Genomic DNA, 22012 nt, shown 5'->3' with positions numbered 1-22012 from the left:
CCCGACCGATGAAACGCGCACCCCACGAGGAGTCGCCCCTTGAAACTCAGTGACATCGCCCGGCTGGCCGGGGTTTCGGTCACCACCGCCAGCTACGTGGTCAACGGCAAGGCAGAGGAGAAACGCATCTCCCCCGCCACCGTGGAGCGGGTGCGCGCGGTGGTCGATGCCCACGGTTACCGCCCCGACCCCCATGCCGCCGGCTTGCGCCGTGGGCAGACGCGCACCCTGGCCTTCATCCTCCCGGACCTGGAGAACCCCAGCTATGCGCGCCTGGCCAAGCTGCTGGAACAACAGGCGCGGGCCCGGGGCTACCAGTTGCTGATCGCCAGCTCCGACGACGAGCCGGAGAGCGAGCGCCAGCTGCTGCAGCTCTTCAGTGCGCGGCGCTGCGATGCGCTGATCGTCGCCAGCTGCCTGCCGCCCCAGGACCCGAGCCTGGGCGCGTTGCTGGATGCCGGGCTGCCGGTGATCGCCGTCGACCGCGAGCTGGCCCCTGGGCGTTTCTGCTCGGTGGTGAGCGATGACCACCAGGCGGCGCAACTGCTCACCCGCAGCCTGCTGAACCCGCCGCCGCGCCAGGTGGCGCTGCTCGGCGCGCGGCCGGAGTTGCCCATCAGCCGCGACCGCGAGGCGGGCTTCCGTGCCGCGCTCGCCGGCTTCGGGGGCGAGATGCGGGTCGAACATGGCGCCGAGTTCAGCCGCGAGTGCGGCCGGCAACTGATGCTTGGCCTGCTGGAGCGCCAGGGCCACCTGCCGGATGCGCTGGTGACCACCGCCTACGTGCTGCTGGCCGGCGTGCTGGATGTGCTGCGTGAACGGGGCGCCTGGCCGCAGCAGCTGCAGCTCGCCACCTTCGGCGACACCCAGTTGCTGGACTTCCTGCCGCTGCCGGTGAACTCCATGCGCCAGCAGCACGAGCTGATCGCCGAGCAGGTGCTGGATCGGGCTCTGCAGGCCATCGCCGGGGACTACCAGCCCGGGGTGCTGGCGATACCGCGAAGGTTGCAGGTGAGGCGCGGAAACTGAAGGACGCATCGCGTTACCCGGTGTGGTTTCGCGGGGTTCACCCGGGACGGGGCCATCGCGAATGAATTCCCACAAGAAATCCCTCTGGCACGACCTTGTAGGGGCGACTTCAGTCGCCAAGCAGACCGCAGGGCTGCCCCAGCTCGGTGTCCCAAACAACACCGCCGGTGGATGAAAAAAGCGTCATCCACCCTACGCCCGGACCACCTCCCGAGGTTGGCGTCGCAGCGGGCTCTCCTTGTGGGAGCGGCTTCAGCCGCGAAGACCCGCAGCCGGCACGTGGCTGCGGCTGCCCAAACGCCCCATCGCGAATGAATTCGCTCCCACAAGAAATCCCCTTGGCACGACCTTGTAGGGGCGACGTAGGGGCGACTTCAGTCGCCAAGCAGACCGCAGGGCTGCCCCAACTCGGTGTCCCAAACAACACCGCCGGTGGATGAAAAAAGCGTCATCCACCCTACGCACGGATCTGCTCCGGAGGTTGGCGCCGAGCGTGGCGAAGCCCAATACAGCGATGCTGGGCCGCTGACTATGGATCTTCGAGGTAGAGGGTGACGCTGACGTGGAAGCGGTCGATGCGCGCCCAGTCCTTTTCCAGGGTTTCCCCTGAGCTCATGCGGATTTCGTAGGGCCGGCCGCTGGCGTGGGGCGCGCTGGCGGGCTGGGTGTCCCAGCCGCAGCAGATGAACCGCAGCGGCTGCAGGCCGAAGCGCTGTTGCAGCAGGCTTTCCACGCCATGGGCCTGGGGGCCGGGCACTTGGTATTCGGCCACCAGTTGGCGCAGCTGGCCGCCCTCCTCCAGCTTGCAGCCTTCGAAGTGCAGCCCGGGCGACTCGACCCCGAGCTGTTCGAGGAAGTCACCGCAGGCCGGTTCCGCCGCCTGTGCGGCACCGGCCAGGACCAGTAGCGCGAAGATCGGGACGCCGCGCATCAGAAGATGTAGTCGGTGCTGATGAAACTGGATTCGCGGTTGCGGATGATCTCGCTGATCAGCGTCTTGTTGTCTTCCTGGAAGCGCGTGGCCACCAGAGTGCGGATGGAGAAGGTACGCAGCGCGTCGTGCACGGACAGGGTGCCCTCGGCGGAGTTCTTGCGCCCGTTGAAGGGGAAGGTGTCCGGCCCGCGCTGGCACTGGGCGTTGATGTTGATGCGCCCCACCTGGTTGGCGAAGGCGTCCACCAGGCGGCCGACCTCGGCAGAGCAGTTGCCGAAGATCGACAGCTGCTGGCCGTAGTCGGAATCCAGCACGTAGTCGATGGCGACCTGCACATCGCGGTACGGCACCACGGGCACCAGCGGGCCGAACTGCTCTTCCTGGTAGATGCGCATGTCCGGGCTCACCGGGCACAGCAGCGCCGGGTAGAAGAAGCTCTCGCGGCTCTGGCCGCCGCCGTCGTTGACCACCTGGGCGCCCTTGGCGGTGGCGTCCTGCAGCAGGGTGGTGAGGTAGTCGACCTTGCCCGGCTCCGGCAGCGGCGTCAGCGCCACGCCGTCTTCCCAGGGCATGCCTGGCTTGAGCGCGGCGAGCTTGGCGCTGAAGCGCGCGAGGAAGGGTTCGAGCACGTCTTCATGGACGAAGAGGATCTTCAGCGCGGTGCAGCGCTGGCCGTTGAACGACAGTGCGCCGGTGACGGCCTCGTTGACGGCGTTGTCCAGGTCCACCTGCGGCAGGACGATGCCGGGGTTCTTGGCATCCAGCCCCAGGGCGGCACGCAGGCGGTGCGGGCGCGGGTGCAGTTTCTTCAGGTCGCTGGCGCCCTTGTTGGTGCCGATGAAGGCGAAGACGTCGACCTTGCCGCTGGCCATCAGCGCGCTGACGGTCTCGCGGCCACGGCCGTAGATGATGTTGATGACGCCGGCCGGGAAGCTGTCGCGGAAGGCCTCCAGCAGCGGGCGCATCAGCAGCACGCCGAACTTGGCCGGCTTGAAGACCACGGTGTTGCCCATGATCAGCGCCGGAATCAGCGTGGTGAAGGTTTCGTTCAGCGGGTAGTTGTAGGGGCCCATGCACAGCGCCACGCCCAGGGGCACGCGGCGAATCTGGCCAAGGGTGCCCTGTTCCAGCTCGAAGCGGCTGGAACGGCGGTCGAGCTCCTTCAGGGCGTTGATGGTGTCGACCATGTAGTCGCAGGTGCGGTCGAACTCCTTCTCGGAATCCTTGAGGTTCTTGCCGATCTCCCACATCAGCAGGCGCACCACCTCGTGGCGCCGCTCGCGCATGCGCGCCAGGAACAGCTCGACATGGTGGATGCGCTCGCCGACACGCATATTGGGCCAGGCACCCTGGCCGTTGTCGTAGGCACGCACGGCGGCGTCCAGCGCCTCCAGCGCGGCGTCGGCATCCAGCAGCGGCGTGCTGCCGAGGATGACCTGTTCCTCGCCCTGCTCGCCCTTGAGGAAGATCGGGCTGCGCACCGTGGCCAGGGGGCCGTCCCAGCGGCGCAGCTCGCCCTCCACCAGGTATTCGCGCTGCTCCACCGGTGCGCCGAGGCGCCAGGCTTCGGGGATGTCGGCGAGGCTGGGGAACAGGGCTTCGGGGGCGAAACGGGACATGGGGCAATCCTCGGGGCAGCGTGAATGGCAGTGATGACGCGGCGATCTGACTCTTCCTTGCACCGCCAGTGCTCCCGCACGGGCGGCTTTCATCTTCCGGCTGCGTTTATTCCAGCAGCTTCAAGGCTTCGGCTGTGGCGGCTTCGATGCGCGCCCAGTCGCCGGCGCGCACCCAGGCGCTGTCCATCATCCAGGTACCGCCTACGCACATGACGTTGGGCAGGGCCATGTAATTACGCACGTTGTCCGGCTTGACGCCGCCCGTGGGGCAGAAACGGATGCCCGGGAAGGGCCCGGCGAAGGCCTTGAGGGCCGCTGCGCCGCCCACCACTTCCGCGGGGAACAGCTTGAAGCGCCGGTAGCCGCGGGCGTGGCCGAGCATGATTTCCGAGGCGCTGCCGACACCGGGCAGCAACGGCAGCGGGCTTTCGCGACCGGCGTCGAGCAGCTCGGCGGTGCAGCCGGGGGTGACGATGAACTGCGCGCCGGCGGCTTCGGCGTCGGCGAGCATGTGTTCATCCAGCACGGTGCCGGCGCCGATCAGCAGGTCCGGGCGCTGCTCGCGCAGCAGGCGGATGGCGGTGAGGCCGTGCTCGGAACGCAGGGTGATTTCCAGGGCGCGCAGGCCGCCGGCGGCCAGGGCGTTGGCCAGGGGCAGGATGTGTTCCTCGCGCTCGATGGTGATCACCGGGAGGATGCGCGCTTCGGCGCAGAGGCGGTCGATCATCTCGACCTTCTCGGCCATGCTCGGCACGTTGCGCGCGGGGGAGGAATTCGCGGTCATGACAGGTCCTTCGGGCTCAAGGGCACCAGTAGATCTCGAGGGGCTGGTGGAGGAAGGCGCGGATCGGCATAGCCGCCACGTCTTCACCGGCCAGCGCGGTGGCCAGGGTGTCTAGCTTGCCCTGCCCCTGCACCGCCAGCAGCGTGAGGTGCGCGCCGGCCAGCAGCGGCAACGGCATGGACAGGCGCTGGCGCGGCACGCTCGGCGCCTGCATGGGCACGCAGCGCCGGGTGCACGAGTGGCTCAAGGCGTCGTCCAGGCCGGGGCTCCTGGGGAACAGCGAGGCGGTGTGACCGTCCTCGCCCATGCCCAGCACCAGCACGTCGATGGGCTGCGGCAGCTCGGCGAGCGCGGCATCGGCCAGGCGCGCCGCCTCATCCAGGCTGGCGGCGGAATGATAGAGACCGATGAAGCGCGCCTTGGCCGCCGGGCCTTGCAGCAGGTGGCGACGCACCAGGCCTTCGTTGCTGTCGGCGTGGCCGACCGGCACCCAGCGCTCGTCGGCGAGGCTGACGGCGACGCGGGACCAGTCCAGTTCCTGGGCGGACAACCGCTCGAGGAAGGCGATGGGGCTGCGCCCGCCGGAAACCACCAGGGAGGCCACGCCGTGGGATTCGATGGCCGAGCGCAGGGCGCCGGCCACGTGCAGGGCCAGTTCGCCGGCCAGTTGTTCGGGGCTGCCGAGGCTGACCCCGGTGACCTGCGTGGGCAGGTCGAGATTACAGATCGCCATACCAGCTCCTGCCGTCACGGGTGATCAATGCGATGGATGCGACCGGCCCCCAGGTGCCGGCCGCGTAGGGTTTGGGGGAGTCGCCCAGCTGCTTCCAGCCGTCGATCAGCTGGTCGCACCATTGCCAGGCGTACTCGATTTCGTCCTTGCGCACGAAGAGGTTCTGGTTGCCCTGCATCACCTCCAGCAGGAGGCGTTCGTAGGCATCGGGGATCCGCGCGCTGCGGTAGGTGTCGGAGAAACTCAGTTGCAGCGGGCCGCTGCGCAGCTGCATGCCCTTGTCCAGGCCCTGGTCCTTGGTCATCACCTGCAGGGAGATGCCTTCGTCGGGCTGCAGGCGGATGATCAGCCGGTTGCTGATCAGCGGGCGCTGCTCGGGGGCGAAGATGTAGTGCGGCGGCTCCTTGAAGTGGATGACGATCTGCGACAGCTTCTGCGGCATGCGCTTGCCGGTGCGCAGGTAGAAGGGCACGCCGTTCCAGCGCCAGTTACGGATGTCGGCACGCAGGGCGACGAAGGTTTCGGTGTCGCTCTGGGTGTTGGAGTTCTCTTCTTCCAGGTAGCCCGGCACCGGGCGGCCCTGGGTGCTGCCGGCGATGTACTGGCCGCGCACCACCTGCTGCGCCACCTGGGCGGCGGTGATGGGCGCCAGGGCCTTGAGCACCTTGACCTTCTCGTCACGGATGCTGTCGGCGGAGAGGTCGCTGGGCGGGTCCATGGCGATCAGGCAGAGCAGCTGCAGCAGGTGGTTCTGGATCATGTCGCGCAGCTGGCCGGCTTCGTCGAAGTAGCCCCAGCGCCCCTCGATGCCCACCTGCTCGGCCACGGTGATTTCCACGTGGGAGATGTGGTGCTGGTTCCACTGGGTTTCGAACAGGCTGTTGGCGAAGCGCAGGGCGATGAGGTTCTGCACCGTCTCCTTGCCCAGGTAGTGGTCGATCCGGTAGATGCGGTTTTCGGGGAAGTGCACGGCCACCGCGTCGTTGACCCGGCGCGAGGATTCCAGGTCATGACCGATGGGTTTCTCCAGCACCACGCGGGTGTGGCGGGCGCGCTCGACGCGGGCCAGGCCCTCGCAGATGGCGCCGTAGACCGAAGCCGGCGTGGCGAAGTAGGCGATCAGCCGCTCCTCGGGGCCGACGCGCTCGGCCAGCACCTGGTAGCCCTCGGCGTGGAGGAAGTCCATGGGCAGGTAGCTCAGCCGCGCCATGAAGCGCTGCAGCACGGCCGCGTCGATCTCCCGCTCCGGCACGTAGCCACGCAGGTGTTCCTCGATGGATGCCAGGCGCGCGCCGCCCTCCTCGCTTTCGCGGGCCAGGGCGAGGATGCGCGTGTCGCCATGCAGCAGGCCGGCGCGGTCCAGTTGGTAGAGCGCCGGGAACAGCTTGCGCAAGGCCAGGTCGCCGAGGGCGCCGAACAGGGCGAAGGTGCAGGGTTCTACGGATAAGGAAGCCATAATAATTGTTCTTTTACGAGGTTGAACTAGAAATACACGGTGAGAATGGCCATATCAAGAATAAATGTAGTAATAAGAACAACATTTTGTCACCCTCCTGTTACCTCTGGCTCTGGCCGGTGCCCCTCATTACGATAGGCCACCGATTTTGCAGGCCCCTTGCAAGGAACCTACATGGACCGCGTACGCAATCTTCTGGAGCAGATCCAGGGACGACTCGAAGACCTCAACAAGGCCGAACGCAAGGTCGCCGAAGTCATTCTCCAGGACCCACAGCAGGCGACGCGCTTCAGCATCGCCGCCCTCGCCCAGGCCGCCAGCGTCAGCGAGCCGACGGTGAACCGCTTCTGCCGCTCCTTCGGCGTCAACGGTTACCCGGAGCTGAAGATGCAGCTGGCGCAGAGCTTGGCCAGCGGCGCCGCCTACGTGAGCCGCGCCGTGGAAGCGGACGACGGCCCCGAGGCCTACACGCGCAAGATCTTCGGCAGCGCCATCGCCTCCCTGGACAGCGCCTGCAACGCGCTGGACCCGCAGTTGATCAGCCGCGCCGTGGACCTGCTGATCCAGGCCCGGCAGATCCATTTCTTCGGCCTGGGCGCCTCGGCACCGGTGGCCCTGGACGCCCAGCACAAGTTCTTCCGCTTCAACCTCGCCGTGTCGGCCCATGCCGATGTGCTGATGCAGCGCATGCTGGCTTCGGTGGCCCACACCGGCGACCTGTTCGTGATCATTTCCTACACCGGCCGCACCCGCGAACTGGTGGAGGTCGCGCGCCTGGCACGGCAGAACGGCGCTTCGGTGCTGGGCCTGACCGCCGCCGGCTCGCCGCTGGCCCGCGCCAGCACCCTGAGCCTGGACATCCCGCTGCCGGAGGACACCGACATCTACATGCCGATGACCTCGCGCATCATCCAGCTCACCGTGCTCGATGTGCTGGCCACCGGCGTGACCCTGCGCCGCGGCGTCGACTTCCAGCCGCACCTGCGCAAGATCAAGGAAAGCCTCAACGCCAGCCGCTACCCCGCGGATGAAGAGCCGGGCTGAGGCCCTTTAAAAGGCAGACCCAGGGTGGCGGGATTGATTCGGGGCCGGTGGTCGGGGGATGGCGCGCCCCGCCATTGAGCGGATGCAGCTTCGTAGCCCGGACTTCAGTCCGGGAATGCCCGCTCCCGGGCTGAAGCCCGGGCTACCTTAAAACTCGCCAGAAGCACCGAGCGGAGGTGCGCACGGCACACCCTACGGCACGCGTTCATCCTGTCGAGCCTTAGCTTGAATCGCCACAAGCAGAGCCGATGACTCATGGCCACGCCCCAAGGACGTGGCTTCCCAACTTCATGTGAATTCGCTCCTACAGGGAATGTCCCAGCCCCGCTCCCGGGCTGAAGCCCGGGCTACCTGCGGATTCATTCCACCCGCGCCTTGAGCTGGATGCGCGCCTCTTCCCCGGGCGCGAGGACCTGGCTGCCAGTGCCGCAGGCGGCGGCTTCGATGCTGGCGAAGCCGAGGCCTTCCTTCCAGCTGACATCGCTGAGCGGGCGGCTGCCGGGGTGCCAGACCACGGTATTGGGTGAACCGCCGGTGTCGATGCGCACGCGGCGTTGCCAGCCGGCGTCCTGCAGGTGCAGCGGGCCGGCGTGATCGAAGATGCGATGACAGCCTTCCACCGGGCGCAGCTCGCCCTGCTGGGTGAAGCGCTGGCGGCTGAGCAGATCCTGCCCGCTGGCGCCCTCCAGCCCCAGCACGGCGACCCGGGCGATGTCGCTGATGCACCAATAGGCGTGCAGCGCCTGGCTGAGCACGCAGGGTTCCTGGTCGCCATGGCGGGTGGTCAGGGTCAGCGCCAGTTCATCGCCCAGCTCCGCCTGCAGCTCCACCTCCCAGTCATGCAGGGCCAGGCGCCAGCGCAGGCGCACGCCGGCGTCCGAGCTTTCGCGCTCCTGCAGGCGCCAGTCCGTGAGGCGTGCCCAGCCGTGGTGGGGCCAGCCGCTTTCCTGCGGGTGGCGACCGAACCAGGGCCAGCACACCGGCACGCCGCCGCGTATGGCGCCGAGCCTGGGCCAGCGCGCGGCGCACCAGAGCAGCGGGCGTTCGCCGCGCGGCTGGAAGTGCAGCAGCTGGCCGCCCTGGCGGGCAAAGATGGCGCGGCAGCGCGGGTGATCGATCAGCAGCAGCTCGCGCCCCTGCTCGCTGCCCCAGCGGAAGACCTGGCGCACACCGGGAACGAAGAGCCCGGCGAGCGGATGCTCCACGGGCTCGGTCGCCAGTTCCAGGCCATGGCGGCGCGGTTCGCCACGACTCATCGCAGGGCCGCGCCGCGCAGGCTCACTTCCACCAGTACTCGATCTGCACGCCGACGTTGGAGCCGTGCAGGTCGGTGCCGTAGGCGCCGGTGTCGGAGAGCGCCGAGCCGGCCGCCAGCAGGCTGGCCGAACGCTGCGCCGCTTCGTTCCAGCTGGCGTAGGTGTAGTAGAGGCGGATTTCCGGGCGCTCCCAGAAGCCCGGGCCGGCGGGCGACCAGGTGGGGGCGATGGTGAACTTGGTCAGCTTGCGGGTGCCGCCGGGGGCTTCCACTTGGTCGCGACCCAGCTCGGTGACCAGCTTGAACTGCTCGGTGATGGCGTAGACCGGGCGCACACCCACCGACAGCCAGTTCTGGTCGGCGCCGTCGGGGCGCTTGTCCTTCTGGTAGACGACCTCGAACTGGCCACCGAAGTGCGGGGTGATCTGCCAGTCGAAGAACTCCACGGCGCGCCAGCTGGAGGCGCTGTTGTCCAGGGTCGGGTCACCGGTGTAGCCGAGGCCGGTACCCGGGCCGCGGCCGTACTGCAGGGCGAAGGTGTTGGCGCCGCCGGCGAAGGGCTTCTGCTTGTGCTGCGCGGTCACCGCCCAGCCACTGTGGGAGTCGGTGCTGTCGGGCTTGTCGATGTAGCTGAAGCCCACTTCCATCTCGCCGCCGGGGTTGGTCTGGAAGCCGCCGACGTTGAAGTCGTGGCGGTTGATGTAGGGCTTCTGGTCGTAGTTGTCCTTGCGCGAGAAGACGTAGCTGTACTTCAGGTCGCCGATGGCCACCTCGTCGAAGCCGAAGCCGGTGGCGCTCTGGTTCCAGTAGTAGAAGTCGGAGATGTGGATGTCGTTACGCTTGTAGAAACGACGCCCCGCCCAGAAGGAGCCGCCATTGAGCGCGGGCATGTTGCTCCACTCGGCGTACATCTGGTTCATCCGCGCGAAGCCGTAGTCGCCGGTGAACTTGGGCGTGTGGCCGTACTGGTTGTACAGCTGGGCCATGCCTTCGAGGCTGATCACCGAGCCGTCGTCGAGCTTGAACACGTCCTGGCGCAGGTCCAGCTCGATGTACTGCTCGCACTCGTTGCCGAGGCGGTACTTGGACTGCGCCCCCGGCAGCTGGAAGCACGACTGAGTGCCGCCGTCGGTGGAGCTGCCGGCGCCACTGCGCATGTAGCCGGTGAACTCCAGTGCATTGGCCGCTCCGGGCATCGCCAGCATGGCGCAGGGCAGCATCCACCAACTTTTCTTCACGTTCATATCCACTCCAGTTTTTATTGTTGTATTGCCTTGGATATCAGGGCCGTCCCTGGGCTCGGATGGCAGCCGGGGCGGCCTTCCTTTCAACGCCCCTTGAACTGCGCGACATTGCCCGCGCGCTCAACGGTTCGTGACTTTCCCAGCCCACCCAGCCGTTCACCGCTCTGCGCGTCGAAGAGCAATACCTTGCTGGGATCGAAATACAGCGAGAGGGTTTCACCTATCTGCGGCGCGGCGTCCGGCGCCAGGCGGCAGCAGACCTTGGTCTGGTTGAGGCTGGTGAACACCAGGGTGTCGGGGCCGGTGGGTTCGGTGACTTCGATTTCGGCGCGGATGCTCGGCAGGCTGGCGTCGGCCGGCGCACTGGCGAGGATCTGCTCGGGGCGCACGCCGAGGATCACTTCACGCCCTTCGATGCCCTCCCCCAGCTCGCCCAGGGGCAGCTCGCAGCGGGCCTGGCCGCTGTCCAGCAGGGCCCATAGCTGGCCGTCGCGGCGCTGCAGGCGCAGGGGGATGAAGTTCATCGGTGGCGAGCCCATGAAGCCGGCGACGAAGAGGTTGGCCGGGTCGTTGTAGATCTGCTGCGGGGTGCCGAACTGCTGGATCACGCCGTCCTTCATCACCGCCACCTTGTCGCCCAGGGTCATGGCTTCGATCTGGTCGTGGGTGACGTAGACGGTGGTGGTCTTGAGGCGCTGGTGCATGAGCTTGATTTCGGTGCGCATCTCCACCCGCAGCTTGGCGTCGAGGTTGGAGAGCGGCTCGTCGAACAGGTAGATCTTCGGCCGCCGCGCCAGGGCCCGGCCCATGGCCACGCGCTGCTGCTGGCCGCCGGAGAGCTGGCCGGGCTTGCGCTCGAGCAGGTGCTCGATCTGCAGCAGCTTGGCCACACGGCTGACTTCGGCTTCGATCTCGGCGGCAGGCAGCTTGCGGATCTTCAGGCCGAAGGCGATGTTCTGGCGCACGCTCATGGTCGGGTACAGGGCGTAGGACTGGAACACCATGGCAATGTCCCGGTCCTTGGGGCTCATGCCGCTGATGTCGGCGCCGTCGACGAGTATGGCGCCACCGGTGATGTCTTCCAGCCCGGCGATGCAGTTCATCAGGGTGGATTTGCCGCAGCCCGAGGGGCCGACGAGGATCAGGAATTCGCCCGAGTCGATGGACAGCTCGATGTCCCTGAGGGTATCGGCCAGGCCGCTGCCGTAGCGTTTGTTGACGTTGCGCAGTTCGAGGGTTGCCATATCAATCTCCACAAATGAGTAGCGTCGCGGGCACGCGCAGCGGCGTTCAGCCCTTGACCGCGCCGGCGGTCAAACCCCGGAGGAAGTACTTGCCAGCGAATACGTAGACGAGCAGGGTCGGCAGGCCGGCGATCATCGCGGCGGCCATGTCGACGTTGTATTCCTTGGCCCCGGTGCTGGTGTTGACCAGGTTGTTGAGGGCCACGGTGATGGGCTGGCTGTCGCCACTGGCGAACACCACGCCAAAGAGGAAGTCGTTCCAGATCTGGGTGAACTGCCAGATCAGGCAGACCATGACGGTGGGCACCGACATGGGCAGCAGGATGCGCCCGAAGATGGTGAAGAACCCCGCGCCGTCGAGCCGCGCCGCACGCACCAGGGCGTCGGGGATGCTGACGTAGAAGTTGCGGAAGAACAGCGTGGTGAAGGCCAGGCCGTAGACCACGTGCACCAGCACCAGGCCGGCGGTGGTGTTGGCCAGGCCGAACTGGCCGAGGGTGAAGGACGCCGGCAGCAGCACCACCTGGAACGGCAGGAAGCAGCCGAACAGCAGCGCGCCGAAGAACAGCTGCGAGCCACGGAAGCGCCACATGGACAGCACGTAGCCGTTGAGCGCACCGAGCAGCGTGGAGATCAGCACCGCCGGCACGGTGATCATCACCGAGTTCCAGAAATAGCCGCCGACCTGGGTCCAGGCCTTGGCCCAGCCGATCAGGGTGAACACGTCCGGCAGCGACAGCAGGTTGCCGGTGCGGATATCGTCGGGGGTCTTGAAGCTGGTCAGCAGCATCACCACCAGCGGCACCAGGTAGAGGGCGCAGGCGAAGATCAGGGTCGCGTGGATGGCCAGGCGGCTGAGGCTGAACGGGGGTTTTCCGGCCAGGCTAGTCATGGCGCTTGTTCCTCAGTTCGGAATACAGGTAGGGCACGATGATCGCCAGCACGGCGCCGAGCATGAGCATGGCGCTGGCCGCGCCGAGGCCCATCTGCCCACGGGTGAAGGTGCTGGCGTACATGAACATCGCCGGCAGGTCGGAGGAGTAGCCGGGGCCGCCGGCGGTCATCGCCGCCACCAGGTCGAAGCTTTTGATGGCGATGTGGGCGAGGATCATCAGCGCGCTGAAGAACACCGGGCGCAGGCTCGGCAGGACGATGCGCAGGTAGATGGTGGGCAGGCTGGCGCCGTCCACCTGGGCGGCGCGGACGATGGATTGGTCGACCCCGCGCAGGCCGGCGAGGAACAGCGCCATGACGAAGCCGGAGGATTGCCACACGGCGGCGATCACCAGGCAGTAGACGACGCGGTCCGGGTCCACCAGCCAGTCGAGGCGGAAGCCTTCCCAGCCCCAGTCGCGCAGCAGCTTGTCCAGCCCCAGGCCGGGGTTGAGCAGCCACTTCCAGGCGGTACCGGTGACGATCATCGACAGCGCCATGGGGTACAGGTAGACGGTGCGGATGAAGCCTTCGCGGCGGATGCGCTGGTCCAGCAGCACGGCGAGGAATACGCCTATCACCAGGCTGATGGTGATGAACAGCCCGCCATAGACCAGCAGGTTGTGGCTGGCGACCCACCAGCGGTCGTTGTCCCACAGGCGCTCGTACTGCTGCAGGCCCACCCACTTGTAGCTGGGCATGAAGCGCGAGTTGGTGAAGGACAGCAGAAAGGTCCAGAGGATGTAGCCGTAGAAGCCGACCAGCACGATGAGCATGCTCGGCGCCAGCACCAGCTTGGGAAGCCAGCGTTGCAGCGCATCCAGCGGCGATGCCTTGGTGAAGACTGCGGTTGAGCTCATGGGGCACTCCGTATGACAGGTGACGCGAACAGCCCGCTCTCCCGGAGGGAGCAGAGAGAAATCGAGGCAGCAGGAACCCATGGCGCCTGCCGGCACCTGGAAATCGTCGGTAAGGGAGGGGCCGCTTACGCGGCCCCGGGGGTCACTGCACGGCCTGGATGGCGGCAGCCAACTGCTGGGCGGCTTTCTTCGGGTCCGCCGAGGGCGAGTTGAAGAAGTTGGTGACCACATCGAACACGGCGCCCTGGACGTAGCCCGAGGAGGCCATCAGGTGCGCCATGCTCGGCTGCAGCCCGCCGTTGCCGACGGCTTCCTTGAAGTCCTTCATGGAGGCCTGGGCGCAGCTGTCGAAGCCGCTCATGTCGACGTCCTGGCGCACCGGGATGGAGCCCTTGTTCTGGCTGAACAGGGTCTGGAACTCGGTGCCCATGACGATGCGCGCCAGGTCTTCCTGGGCGCTGCGGTTGGCTTCGTCCTTGAGCTTGAACATCGTCAGCGAGTCGATGTTGTAGTCGAAGCTGCCCTGGGTGCCGGGGAACGGCACGCAGAGGTAGTCCTTGCCCGCCACCTTGCCGGCGGCGGTCCATTCGCCCTTGGCCCAGTCGCCCATGATCTGCATGCCGGCCTTGCCGTTGATGACCAGCGCGGCGGCAGAGTTCCAGTCGCGGCCGGCGGCGTTGGCGTCGATGTAGCCGTGGAGCTTCTGCAGGGTCTCGAACACCTTGACCATTTTGTCGCCGGAGAGGGTCGCCGAATCCAGCTCGACGAAGGCCTTGTGGTAGTCCTGCGGGCCGAGGATGCTCAGGGCGATGTTTTCGAAGGTGGTGCCGTCCTGCCAGGGCTGACCACCGTGGGCGACGGGGATGAAGCCGGCGGCCTTGAGCTTGTCGGCGGCGACGAAGAATTCGTCGAGGGTGGTGGGCGGCGTGGCGCCGGCCTTCTTGAACACCTCGGGGTTGATCCACAGCCAGTTGACCCGGTGCACGTTGACCGGCACAGCGACGTAGTGGTCTTCGTATTTCATGATGCCGGCGACCTGCTTGGGCAGCAGTTGGTCCCACTTGCCCTCCTCGGCCACGTTGTCCATCTCGGTGAGCAGGCCGAGTTCGCCCCACTCCTGGATGTCCGGCCCCTTGATCTGCGCGGCGGACGGCGGGTTGCCGGATACGGCGCGGGTCTTGAGCACGGTCATGGCCGCCTCGCCACCACCGCCGGCGACGGCGAAGTCTTTCCAGGTATGGCCTTTCTTCTCGACCAGCTCCTTGAGGGTGTCGGCGGCGCGTTTTTCGCCACCGGAGGTCCACCAGTGCAGGACCTCCACTTCACCGGCGAGGGCGGAAAGGGGGAAGAGCGAAGCGAGGGATACGACAACGGCCAGGCGAGAGAACGCATTCATGAGGGGATCACCTTTTTGTTTTTATGGCTGTGCAAGTCGGTGCTTGCGCATGCCAGGAGTCTAAACAGGATGGTCGGAACGCCGGGTAACAAAGGGATGCCCGAAGGTCACAGCTCGGTTACACAGAACGGAAACTGCCTCGGTTGGTTCAACCCATCGCCGACACCACCCGGGGCGGGTTCGGCGCCTTGCGGTGCAGGCGGCGGAAGTCCCTCGGGGTGCTGGCCTTGAGCGCGAGGAATTGCCGGTTGAACAGAGAGAGGTTGGCATAGCCCACCTGCTCGGCGATGCGTACCACGGCCAGGTCGGTAGCGATGAGCAGCGAACAGGCGCGACCGATGCGCAACCGCGTGACGTATTGCACGGCGGTCATCCGCGTGTGGCGGCGAAACATCCGATGGAAAGCCGAGACGCTGACGCAGGCGAGTTCGGCCAACTCGGGGATGGAAAGCGGCTCGGCAAAGCCCTGGTGCAGCCGGTCCAGCACCCGCTGGATGCGCGGGTCAGCCGTGGGCATGGCGGCAGGCGTGGCCGGTGCGTTGGCGAGGTGCAGCACGTCCGGGTCACGGCAGAGCTGCAGCAGGACGTCCAGCAACAGCATCAGGCGCCGGCCCGGCTCCGCCCCCGGCATCGCTTCGATCAGCGGGCGCACGCCGGCGCGGGTCGCCGCACCGAAACTCAACCCCTGCTCCGCACCCGCCAGCAGCACGCCGATGTCGCGCAGCTCGGGGAACATGGCCAGCAGGCCATTGGCCCAGTCACGGTGGAACCAGATGACCAGCGCCACATGGGGCGACCCGGCGTCGATCCGCTCGCGGGAGCACCAGCTGTGGGGCAACCCGGGGCCGACCAGCACCAGGTCGCCATCGTCGTAGGGCTCGATGTCGTCACCGATGTAGCGATGGCCACGGCTGTTGAGGGTGAGGGTCAGCTCGTACTCCGGGTGGTGGTGCCACTCGAAGGGGATGCCCTCCTCCAGGCGCCGGTTCAGCAGTGCCCAGGAGGCCCCGTCGTCGGGAGTGATGGTTTCGAGGAATGCGCGCATGCCGGCACGATAGCGCAACCGGTGAACGCACTCACGCCATAAAAGTATCGGTTTCCACCTCTAACCGCGGCATCGGCGCCGCGCCCCGCTGGATAGCCTGCGAAGCGTTCCCATAACAACAACGCAGGAGAACGACATGGCGACCCTCTACACCGACGGGCACGGCAACCACCCTGGCGCGGGGAGCGCCACCACCCCACTGCACGCCATCGACAAGCGGCGCCCGCTGCGGGTGCTGAGCGAGGCCGACTGGCAGCACTGGACCCGCAAGGGCTACGTGATCGTGCGCCACGCGGTCAGTGCCGCCGAGGCCGACGCGGTGGTGGCGATGCTCTGGCGCTTCCAGGAGATGGACCCGCACGACCCGAGCACCTGGTATCGCCCGCAACTGCGCGAACACCGCATGACCGAGCTCAACAACACCGGAATGGTGGAGGTCTACAACCACCAGAGCCTGTGGGACACCCGGCAGAACCGGCGCATCTACGACGCCTTCGTCGACATCTGGGACCGCGAGGACCTGTGGGTGGCCATCGACCGCGCCAACCTCAACCCACCGAACAAGGCGGCCCGCGCGGCCGGGAAGAAGGACGGCTTCATCCACTTCGACGTCGATGTGTCGCAACGGCCGCTGCCCATCGCCGCCCAGGGCGTGCTGTCCCTGGCGCCGCAGGACGACGAGGTCGGTGGCTTCCAGTGCGTGCCCGGCATCTTCGAAGCGATCGAGCAGTGGTGGTCGCGCCAGCCCGAAGGCGCCAACCCCTTCAAGCCGGATATCGGCACGCACGCCATCGAAAACATCCGCCTCGACAAGGGCGACCTGTTGATCTTCAACAGCCTGCTGGCCCACGGCGTGCGCCCCAACCGCTCGGAGGATCGCGTGCGCCTGGCGCAATACATCTCGATGTTTCCGGCGGATTTCGACAACGAGGCCCTGCGCCAGGCGCGCATCCGCACCTGGGCGGAGCAGACCCACCCGCTGGGCGACCCCTTCCCCGGCGACCCGAGGGAGTACGAACGCCGCCACTTCGCCCGTGCCGAGCTCAGCGAACACGGGCGCCGCCTGCTGGGGCTGGAGCCCTGGCCCTGATGCGCAGTGGCGAGCGGTGCTCAGTCGGCGACGCGGGGCAGCTCCAGGGTCACCCGCAGCCCGCCCTCGCGCAGGTTGCGCAGGCTGACCTCGCCGCCATGGCTATGGGCGATGTTGCGGGCAATGCCCAGGCCCAGCCCGTAGCCCTGCTGCTGGCCGGAGAGACGGAAGTGCGGCTCGAAGACCTGCTCCAGGCGCTGCTCGGGCACGCCGGGGCCTTCGTCATCCACGTGCAGCACGAAGGCGTCGCGGCCGTCCTCGATGTGCAGGTGGGCGCGCTGGCCGTACTTGAGGGCGTTGTCCACCAGGTTGCCGATGCAGCGTCGCAACGCCAGGGGCTTGCCCGGGAAGGGCCGGCGTGCGGTGCCTTCCAGGGTGACGCGGCCGTTGCCCAGGTAGGGGTCCACCAGACAGTGCAGCAGGTGGTTGAGGTCCACCGGCTCGATGTTCTCGTGGATGTCGGTGTCCTTCACGCACTGCAGCGCGCCCTTGACCAGCAGCTCCAGGTCGTCGAGGTCGCGGCCGAACTTGGCTTGCAGGGCTTCGTCCTCCAGCAGTTCGACACGCAGGCGCAGGCGGGTGATGGGGGTGCGCAGGTCGTGGGAGATGGCGCTGAACAGCTGGCTGCGCTCGCTGAGGTAGCGACTGATGCGCTCGCGCATGCTGTTGAAGGCGCGGCTCACCTCCACCACCTCGCTGCCGCCCGCCTCCGCCAGCGGCTCCACGGTGGCGCCCAGGGACATGTCCCGCGCCGCTGCCGCCAGGCGCTTGAGCGGCCGGCTCTGCCAGTGCACCAGCAGGCCGATGAACAGCAGCAGGAAGCTGCTGGTGAGGATGATGAACCACAGCTGCTGCGCCGGCAGGCCCTGGTCTTCGAGGCTGACGTAGGGCGCCGGCATCAGCGAGGCGAGGTAGAGCCATTCGTTGGGGGCGATCTGGATCTGCGTCACCAGCACCGGCGGGTTGAGCGGCTCCAGGCTCAGGGCGTAGTGGGCCCAGGAACGCGGCAACTCGTCGAGCTTGAGCTCGCCGTTGAAGATGCGCAGGTCGTCCGGGCTGACGAACTGCACCGAGAGGTCCACCTGCTTGCCCAGGCGCTCGCGCAGCACGTCGTCGACCACGTCGAGCACCGCGGCCTTGCGCGGCGTGGCGGGCAGCACCTGCATGTCCAGCGGCTTGTCGTTGAGAGAAACGAAGAAGCGCGTGCCGCCCATGCTGCGCAGCTGGTCCAGCACCAGCGGCCGGTAACCCAGGGGCAGCGAGCGGAAGTAGGCGACGCTGGCGGCCATGGAGTGGGCCAGGCTGCGCGCGCTGGTGAGCAGGCCTTCCATCTGGCTGGCGCGCAGCTGCGAGACCCAGATGACGCTGGACAGCGCCTGGGCCATCAGCACCACCAGCAGGGTGAGGAACAGCATGCGCCCGAGCAGCGAGCGCGGCATGGGGTTCCAGCGGCGTTTAGGCATGGGGCGAGACCTGGGCCGCCAGCAGGTAGCCCGAGCCGCGCACGGTGCGGATCAGCCGCGGCGCCTTGCCGGTGTCGCGCAGGCGCTGGCGCAGGCGGCTCACGGCCATGTCGACGATGCGTTCCAGGGGCATCACCTCGCGGCCACGGGTGGCGTTGGCGATGGTGTCGCGGTCGAGGATCTGCTGCGGGCGGTCGAGGAACAGCTTGAGCAAGGCGAAGTCGGCACCGGAGAGGATCACTTCCTCGCCGTCGATGTGGAACAGGCGATGGCTGACCATGTCCAGCCGCCACTCGTCGAAGGCCAGCACCTGGGCCTCGCCGGCACCGCGCTCCTGGGCGAAGCCGACGCGGCGCAGCAGCGCCTTGATGCGCGCCTGCAGCTCGCGGGGGCTGAAGGGTTTGCCGATGTAGTCGTCGGCGCCCAGTTCGAGGCCGATCACTCGGTCGGCCTCGTCGGAGCTGGCGGTGAGCATGATGATCGGCACCTGGGCCAGACGCTGGTGCTGGCGCACCCAGCGGCACAGGCTGAAGCCGTCTTCGTCGGGCAGCATCACGTCGAGGATCACCAGGTCGGCGGCCACCTCGCCCATGGCCTGGCGGAAGGCGGCGCCGTCGCCCACGGTGCGCACCTGGAAGCCGGCGCGGCTCAGGTAGGTGTGCAGCAGGTCGCGGATTTCCTCGTCGTCATCGACCAGGAGGATGGTTTTACCGGCTTGGCTCACGTGGGCCTTCCTTTGTTGTTATGGGTCATATCCGTTCGGTTTCACACACCCTGCAAGCGCCATCGGTGGACCGGTGAAGCGTGGTCCACCCTACATCAGGCGCGCTGCCGGTAACGTGCAATGCGTCCGCTTCCCGTGTTTGCGCCTCAGGGCTGCAACGCTTGCTGCAAGGCCACGCCCGCGCCTTCCAGGCCCGGGTATTCGGCGGTGACCAGCCACACCGGCACGCCGCTGAAGTAGTCGCTCATGCAGCCCTTGCTGGCGAAGGCAGCGGCGAAGCCACTGGCCTTGAAGAACTCGGCGAAACGCGGCACCACGCCACCGACCACGTATACGCCGCCTCGTGCGCCGAGGGTCAGCACGTTGTTGCCGGCGACGCGGCCGAGCCAGACGCAGAACTGCTCCAGCACCGCCCTCGCCTCGCTGTCCCCGGCCAGGGCCGCCGTGGTGATGGCTGCAGGGCTGTCCAGGTGCGGCTCGACGCCGTCGAGGGCGCAGCTGGCGCGGTAGAGCTGCAACAGGCCGCCGCCGCTGAGGATGTTCTCGGCGCTGACATGGCCCTGGCGCTCGTGCAGGTGGCGCCACAATTCGGCTTCGCGGGCGCTGCCGATGGGCAGGTCGACATGGCCGCCCTCCCCCGGCAACGCCGCCCAGCGCCCTTCGCCCAGGGGCAGCAGGGTGCCGACGCCAAGCCCGGTGCCGGCGCCGATGACCACGGCCGGGCGCTCGGCATCGGCCTCGCCCGCGCAGATGGTCATGCGCTCGCCGGGCTGCAGGCGGGTCATGCCCAGGGCCATGGCGGAGAAGTCGTTGATCAGCAGCAGCCGCTCGACCTTGAGCGTTGCGCAGAAGCTGCGGCGATTGAGGCGCCAGTGGTTGTTGGTGAAGCGGAAATCCTCGCCCCCCACCGGCCCGGCGCAGGCCAGGCAGACGGCGGCGATGGCACCCGGCGCCAGGCCGAGGCCCGCCAGGTAGTGTTCGATGGCCAGTTCCGGGGTGGCGAAATCCACCGTCGCCAGGACCTTGACCGACTCCAGCCGCTCGTCACGCCACAGGGCGAAACGCGCGTTGGTACCTCCGATATCGCCGACCAGCGCCAAGGTCACTTCAGGCTCTCCAGGCTGGATGTAAAGGCGCTCGCCCCCTGTTCCGCCGTGCTGAACGCGGCACGCATGAAGGCGAACATCTCGCGGCCACAGCCGATCTCGGCGTTGTGCTGGATCGGCGCCGGTTCGCGGGCGGCGAACTCGTCGGCATCCACCAGCACCCGCAGGGTTCCGGCCTGGCCATCGACACGGATGATGTCACCGTCGCGCACGCGCGCCAGTGGACCTCCGTCGTATGCCTCGGGGCACACGTGGATGGCCGCCGGGATCTTGCCGGAGGCACCGGACATGCGCCCGTCGGTGACCAGCGCCACCTTGAAGCCGCGGTCCTGCAGCACACCGAGGAAGGGAGTCATCTTGTGCAGCTCGGGCATGCCGTTGCAGCGCGGGCCCTGGAAGCGCATCACCGCCACCATGTCGCGCTCCAGCTCGCCCGCCGCGAAGGCATCGGCGAGGGCCTGCTGGTCATGGAAGACCCGTGCCGGCGCCTCCACCACCTGATGCTGCGGCGCGACAGCGGAAACCTTCATCACCCCGCGCCCGAGGTTGCCCTCCATCACCCGCAGCCCGCCTTCCGGCGAGAAGGGGTTGGAGACGGGGCGCAGGATGTTTTCGTCCAGGCTCGCCGCCGGGCCGTCGCGCCAGGCGATGCGGCCGTCTTCGAGGAAGGGCTCCTGGGTGTAACGACGCAGGCCGGGGCCGGCGACTGTGTTGACGTCTTCGTGCATCAACCCGGCATCGAGCAGCTCGCGCACCAGGAAGGCGACGCCGCCCGCCGCGTGGAAGTGGTTGATGTCGGCCTTGCCGTTCGGATAGACGTGGGCCAGGGTCGGCACCACTTCGGAGAGGTCGGCCATGTCCTGCCAGGTGAGCTGGATGCCGGCGGCCTGGGCGATGGCGGGCATGTGCAGGGTGTGGTTGGTGGAGCCGCCAGTGGCGTGCAGGGCGACGATGGAGTTGACCAGCACACGCTCGTCCATCAGCTCGCCGATGGGCATGAAGCCGCCGGCCTGCTGGGTCAGCCGGGTGACCTGGCGCGCCGCCTCTTCGGTGAGGGCGTCGCGCAGCGGCGTGCCGGGGTTGACGAAGGAGGCGCCGGGCAGGTGCAGGCCCATCATCTCCATCAGCATCTGGTTGGTGTTGGCGGTGCCGTAGAAGGTGCAGGTGCCGGGGGCGTGGTACGCCGCCATTTCGGACTCCAGCAGCTCGTCGCGGGTGGCCTTGCCTTCGGCGTAGCGCTGGCGGACGTCGGCCTTTTCCTTGTTCGACAGCCCCGAGGGCATGGGCCCGGCGGGGATGAACAGCGTGGGCAGGTGGCCGAAGCGCAGCGCGCCCATCATCAGGCCGGGAACGATTTTGTCGCAGATGCCGAGGAACACCGCCGCATCGAACATGTTGTGCGACAGCGCCACGGCGGTGGACATGGCGATGACTTCGCGGCTGGCGATGCCCAGCTCCATGCCCGGCTCGCCCTGGGTGACGCCGTCGCACATGGCCGGCACCCCGCCGGCGACCTGGCCCACGGAGCCGATCTCCCGCAGCGCCTGCTTGATGCGCTCGGGGTAGTGCCCGTAGGGCTGGTGGGCGGAGAGCATGTCGTTGTAGGCGGTCACGATGGCGACGTTGGCGGCGTCCATGAGGCGCAGGCGCTGCTTGTCCTCGCCGCCGCAGCCGGCCACGCCGTGGGCGAAGTTGGCGCACTGCAGCTTGCCGCGCTGCGGGCCCTTGCTGGCGGCCTCGCGGATCATCGCCAGGTAGCGCTCGCGGGTGGGGCGGCTGCGGGCGATAAGGCGTTCGGTTACTTCGATAATGCGGGGATGCATATCAGCGGCTCCAGGCGATATCTTGTTTTAATCGCATCAAGATAACTCAGAATCACGGAATCACGCCATTTCATAAGCGCTATTTTGTTATTAGAACAACATTAAGCAGATTCGGCGTGCAGGTCCTGCTTTGGACCGGTGGCCGGGGCGAAGGTGCGCCCAACCGGGGCCCTGTCAAAGCATAGGTTGAACCTGCCCCAGCTCCTTGTACTCCACCGCCATGACCCTGA

General features: G+C 67.5%; 19 protein-coding genes. 3 read left to right on the top strand and 16 right to left on the bottom strand.

The window, feature by feature from the left end; genetic code table 11:
* The first annotated feature begins 39 nt into the window (after window positions 1–39).
* Window positions 40–1029 carry a catabolite repressor/activator gene (cra, locus tag RTW82_RS27420; protein WP_316927051.1) on the top strand — a complete coding sequence of 330 codons (990 nt, stop codon included), beginning with the start codon at window positions 40–42 and terminating at the stop codon, window positions 1027–1029.
* A gap of 529 nt (window positions 1030–1558) precedes the next feature.
* Here cra and RTW82_RS27415 read toward each other — a convergent pair.
* From RTW82_RS27415 to zwf, 5 genes are all read right to left on the bottom strand, one after another.
* Entirely contained in the window at window positions 1559–1960 is a 402-nt protein-coding gene (locus tag RTW82_RS27415; RefSeq protein ID WP_316927050.1) for a DUF4952 domain-containing protein, read from the bottom strand.
* Entirely contained in the window at window positions 1960–3582 is a 1623-nt protein-coding gene (locus RTW82_RS27410) for an NADP-dependent glyceraldehyde-3-phosphate dehydrogenase (RefSeq protein WP_316927049.1), read from the bottom strand. The genes RTW82_RS27415 and RTW82_RS27410 overlap by 1 nt, the downstream gene beginning before the upstream one ends.
* Window positions 3583–3688: 106 nt before the next feature.
* Window positions 3689–4366 carry a bifunctional 4-hydroxy-2-oxoglutarate aldolase/2-dehydro-3-deoxy-phosphogluconate aldolase gene (locus RTW82_RS27405; RefSeq protein ID WP_263403051.1) on the bottom strand — a complete coding sequence of 226 codons (678 nt, stop codon included), beginning with the start codon at window positions 4364–4366 and terminating at the stop codon, window positions 3689–3691.
* A 16-nt stretch (window positions 4367–4382) separates the two neighbouring features.
* On the bottom strand, window positions 4383–5099 hold the full coding sequence (gene pgl, locus RTW82_RS27400) for a 6-phosphogluconolactonase (protein WP_316927048.1): 717 nt from the start codon (window positions 5097–5099) through the stop codon (window positions 4383–4385).
* Entirely contained in the window at window positions 5086–6555 is a 1470-nt protein-coding gene (gene zwf, locus RTW82_RS27395) for a glucose-6-phosphate dehydrogenase (protein ID WP_021222870.1), read from the bottom strand. The genes pgl and zwf overlap by 14 nt, the downstream gene beginning before the upstream one ends.
* 174 nt (window positions 6556–6729) lie before the next feature.
* On the opposite strand from zwf, the gene RTW82_RS27390 reads away from it, so the two are divergent.
* On the top strand, window positions 6730–7599 hold the full coding sequence (locus RTW82_RS27390; RefSeq protein ID WP_021222869.1) for a MurR/RpiR family transcriptional regulator: 870 nt from the start codon (window positions 6730–6732) through the stop codon (window positions 7597–7599).
* 359 nt (window positions 7600–7958) lie between these two features.
* Here the strand turns inward: RTW82_RS27390 and RTW82_RS27385 are convergent, their stop codons facing one another.
* The 7 genes from RTW82_RS27385 to RTW82_RS27355 all read right to left on the bottom strand — a co-directional run bounded on the left by RTW82_RS27385 (window position 7959) and on the right by RTW82_RS27355 (window position 15576).
* Window positions 7959–8855, bottom strand: a complete 897-nt coding sequence (locus RTW82_RS27385) for a D-hexose-6-phosphate mutarotase (RefSeq protein ID WP_316927047.1) — start codon at window positions 8853–8855, stop codon at window positions 7959–7961.
* 22 nt (window positions 8856–8877) lie between these two features.
* The gene (locus RTW82_RS27380) at window positions 8878–10074 is read right to left on the bottom strand and encodes a carbohydrate porin (protein WP_316927082.1); all 1197 of its coding nucleotides are present in this window, start codon (window positions 10072–10074) and stop codon (window positions 8878–8880) included.
* Window positions 10075–10181: 107 nt separating this feature from the next.
* Entirely contained in the window at window positions 10182–11342 is a 1161-nt protein-coding gene (locus RTW82_RS27375) for an ABC transporter ATP-binding protein (protein WP_021222509.1), read from the bottom strand.
* A 46-nt stretch (window positions 11343–11388) separates the two neighbouring features.
* Window positions 11389–12234 (bottom strand): carbohydrate ABC transporter permease, encoded by an 846-nt coding sequence (locus RTW82_RS27370; protein ID WP_021222508.1) that lies wholly within the window; start codon window positions 12232–12234, stop codon window positions 11389–11391.
* Entirely contained in the window at window positions 12227–13135 is a 909-nt protein-coding gene (locus RTW82_RS27365) for a carbohydrate ABC transporter permease (RefSeq protein ID WP_021222507.1), read from the bottom strand. The genes RTW82_RS27370 and RTW82_RS27365 overlap by 8 nt, the downstream gene beginning before the upstream one ends.
* Before the next feature lie 142 nt (window positions 13136–13277).
* Window positions 13278–14531 (bottom strand): ABC transporter substrate-binding protein, encoded by a 1254-nt coding sequence (locus tag RTW82_RS27360; RefSeq protein WP_316927046.1) that lies wholly within the window; start codon window positions 14529–14531, stop codon window positions 13278–13280.
* A 148-nt stretch (window positions 14532–14679) separates the two neighbouring features.
* On the bottom strand, window positions 14680–15576 hold the full coding sequence (locus tag RTW82_RS27355) for an AraC family transcriptional regulator (protein ID WP_316927045.1): 897 nt from the start codon (window positions 15574–15576) through the stop codon (window positions 14680–14682).
* A 136-nt stretch (window positions 15577–15712) separates the two neighbouring features.
* On the opposite strand from RTW82_RS27355, the gene RTW82_RS27350 reads away from it, so the two are divergent.
* Window positions 15713–16666 (top strand): phytanoyl-CoA dioxygenase family protein, encoded by a 954-nt coding sequence (locus tag RTW82_RS27350; RefSeq protein ID WP_316927044.1) that lies wholly within the window; start codon window positions 15713–15715, stop codon window positions 16664–16666.
* 20 nt (window positions 16667–16686) lie between these two features.
* Here RTW82_RS27350 and RTW82_RS27345 read toward each other — a convergent pair whose 3' ends face one another.
* The 4 genes from RTW82_RS27345 to edd all read right to left on the bottom strand — a co-directional run bounded on the left by RTW82_RS27345 (window position 16687) and on the right by edd (window position 21782).
* Complete coding sequence (locus tag RTW82_RS27345) at window positions 16687–18105, bottom strand: ATP-binding protein (protein ID WP_021222503.1); 1419 nt, start codon at window positions 18103–18105, stop codon at window positions 16687–16689.
* Window positions 18106–18121: 16 nt separating this feature from the next.
* Complete coding sequence (locus RTW82_RS27340; RefSeq protein WP_021222502.1) at window positions 18122–18853, bottom strand: response regulator; 732 nt, start codon at window positions 18851–18853, stop codon at window positions 18122–18124.
* A gap of 146 nt (window positions 18854–18999) precedes the next feature.
* On the bottom strand, window positions 19000–19959 hold the full coding sequence (locus tag RTW82_RS27335; protein ID WP_021222501.1) for a glucokinase: 960 nt from the start codon (window positions 19957–19959) through the stop codon (window positions 19000–19002).
* Window positions 19956–21782 carry a phosphogluconate dehydratase gene (edd, locus tag RTW82_RS27330; protein ID WP_316927043.1) on the bottom strand — a complete coding sequence of 609 codons (1827 nt, stop codon included), beginning with the start codon at window positions 21780–21782 and terminating at the stop codon, window positions 19956–19958. The genes RTW82_RS27335 and edd overlap by 4 nt, the downstream gene beginning before the upstream one ends.
* Window positions 21783–22012: the final 230 nt, after the last annotated feature.

The sequence above is a fragment of the Pseudomonas sp. zfem005 genome (genome assembly GCF_032621735.1).
Lineage (GTDB): Bacteria > Pseudomonadota > Gammaproteobacteria > Pseudomonadales > Pseudomonadaceae > Metapseudomonas > Metapseudomonas solani.
The sequence above is the reverse complement of the archived record's forward strand: the minus strand, read 5'-3'. Positions and strand labels throughout refer to the sequence as shown.

Coding starts and splice junctions, on each gene's coding strand:
- RTW82_RS27415 (WP_316927050.1), bottom strand. CDS start 1,960: ATGCGCGGCGTCCCGATCTTCGCGCTACTGGTCCTGGCCGGTGCCGCA.
- RTW82_RS27410 (WP_316927049.1), bottom strand. CDS start 3,582: ATGTCCCGTTTCGCCCCCGAAGCCCTGTTCCCCAGCCTCGCCGACATC.
- RTW82_RS27405 (WP_263403051.1), bottom strand. CDS start 4,366: ATGACCGCGAATTCCTCCCCCGCGCGCAACGTGCCGAGCATGGCCGAG.
- pgl (WP_316927048.1), bottom strand. CDS start 5,099: ATGGCGATCTGTAATCTCGACCTGCCCACGCAGGTCACCGGGGTCAGC.
- zwf (WP_021222870.1), bottom strand. CDS start 6,555: ATGGCTTCCTTATCCGTAGAACCCTGCACCTTCGCCCTGTTCGGCGCC.
- RTW82_RS27390 (WP_021222869.1), top strand. CDS start 6,730: ATGGACCGCGTACGCAATCTTCTGGAGCAGATCCAGGGACGACTCGAA.
- RTW82_RS27385 (WP_316927047.1), bottom strand. CDS start 8,855: ATGAGTCGTGGCGAACCGCGCCGCCATGGCCTGGAACTGGCGACCGAG.
- RTW82_RS27380 (WP_316927082.1), bottom strand. CDS start 10,074: ATGCTGCCCTGCGCCATGCTGGCGATGCCCGGAGCGGCCAATGCACTG.
- RTW82_RS27375 (WP_021222509.1), bottom strand. CDS start 11,342: ATGGCAACCCTCGAACTGCGCAACGTCAACAAACGCTACGGCAGCGGC.
- RTW82_RS27370 (WP_021222508.1), bottom strand. CDS start 12,234: ATGACTAGCCTGGCCGGAAAACCCCCGTTCAGCCTCAGCCGCCTGGCC.
- RTW82_RS27365 (WP_021222507.1), bottom strand. CDS start 13,135: ATGAGCTCAACCGCAGTCTTCACCAAGGCATCGCCGCTGGATGCGCTG.
- RTW82_RS27360 (WP_316927046.1), bottom strand. CDS start 14,531: ATGAATGCGTTCTCTCGCCTGGCCGTTGTCGTATCCCTCGCTTCGCTC.
- RTW82_RS27355 (WP_316927045.1), bottom strand. CDS start 15,576: ATGCGCGCATTCCTCGAAACCATCACTCCCGACGACGGGGCCTCCTGG.
- RTW82_RS27350 (WP_316927044.1), top strand. CDS start 15,713: ATGGCGACCCTCTACACCGACGGGCACGGCAACCACCCTGGCGCGGGG.
- RTW82_RS27345 (WP_021222503.1), bottom strand. CDS start 18,105: ATGCCGCGCTCGCTGCTCGGGCGCATGCTGTTCCTCACCCTGCTGGTG.
- edd (WP_316927043.1), bottom strand. CDS start 21,782: ATGCATCCCCGCATTATCGAAGTAACCGAACGCCTTATCGCCCGCAGC.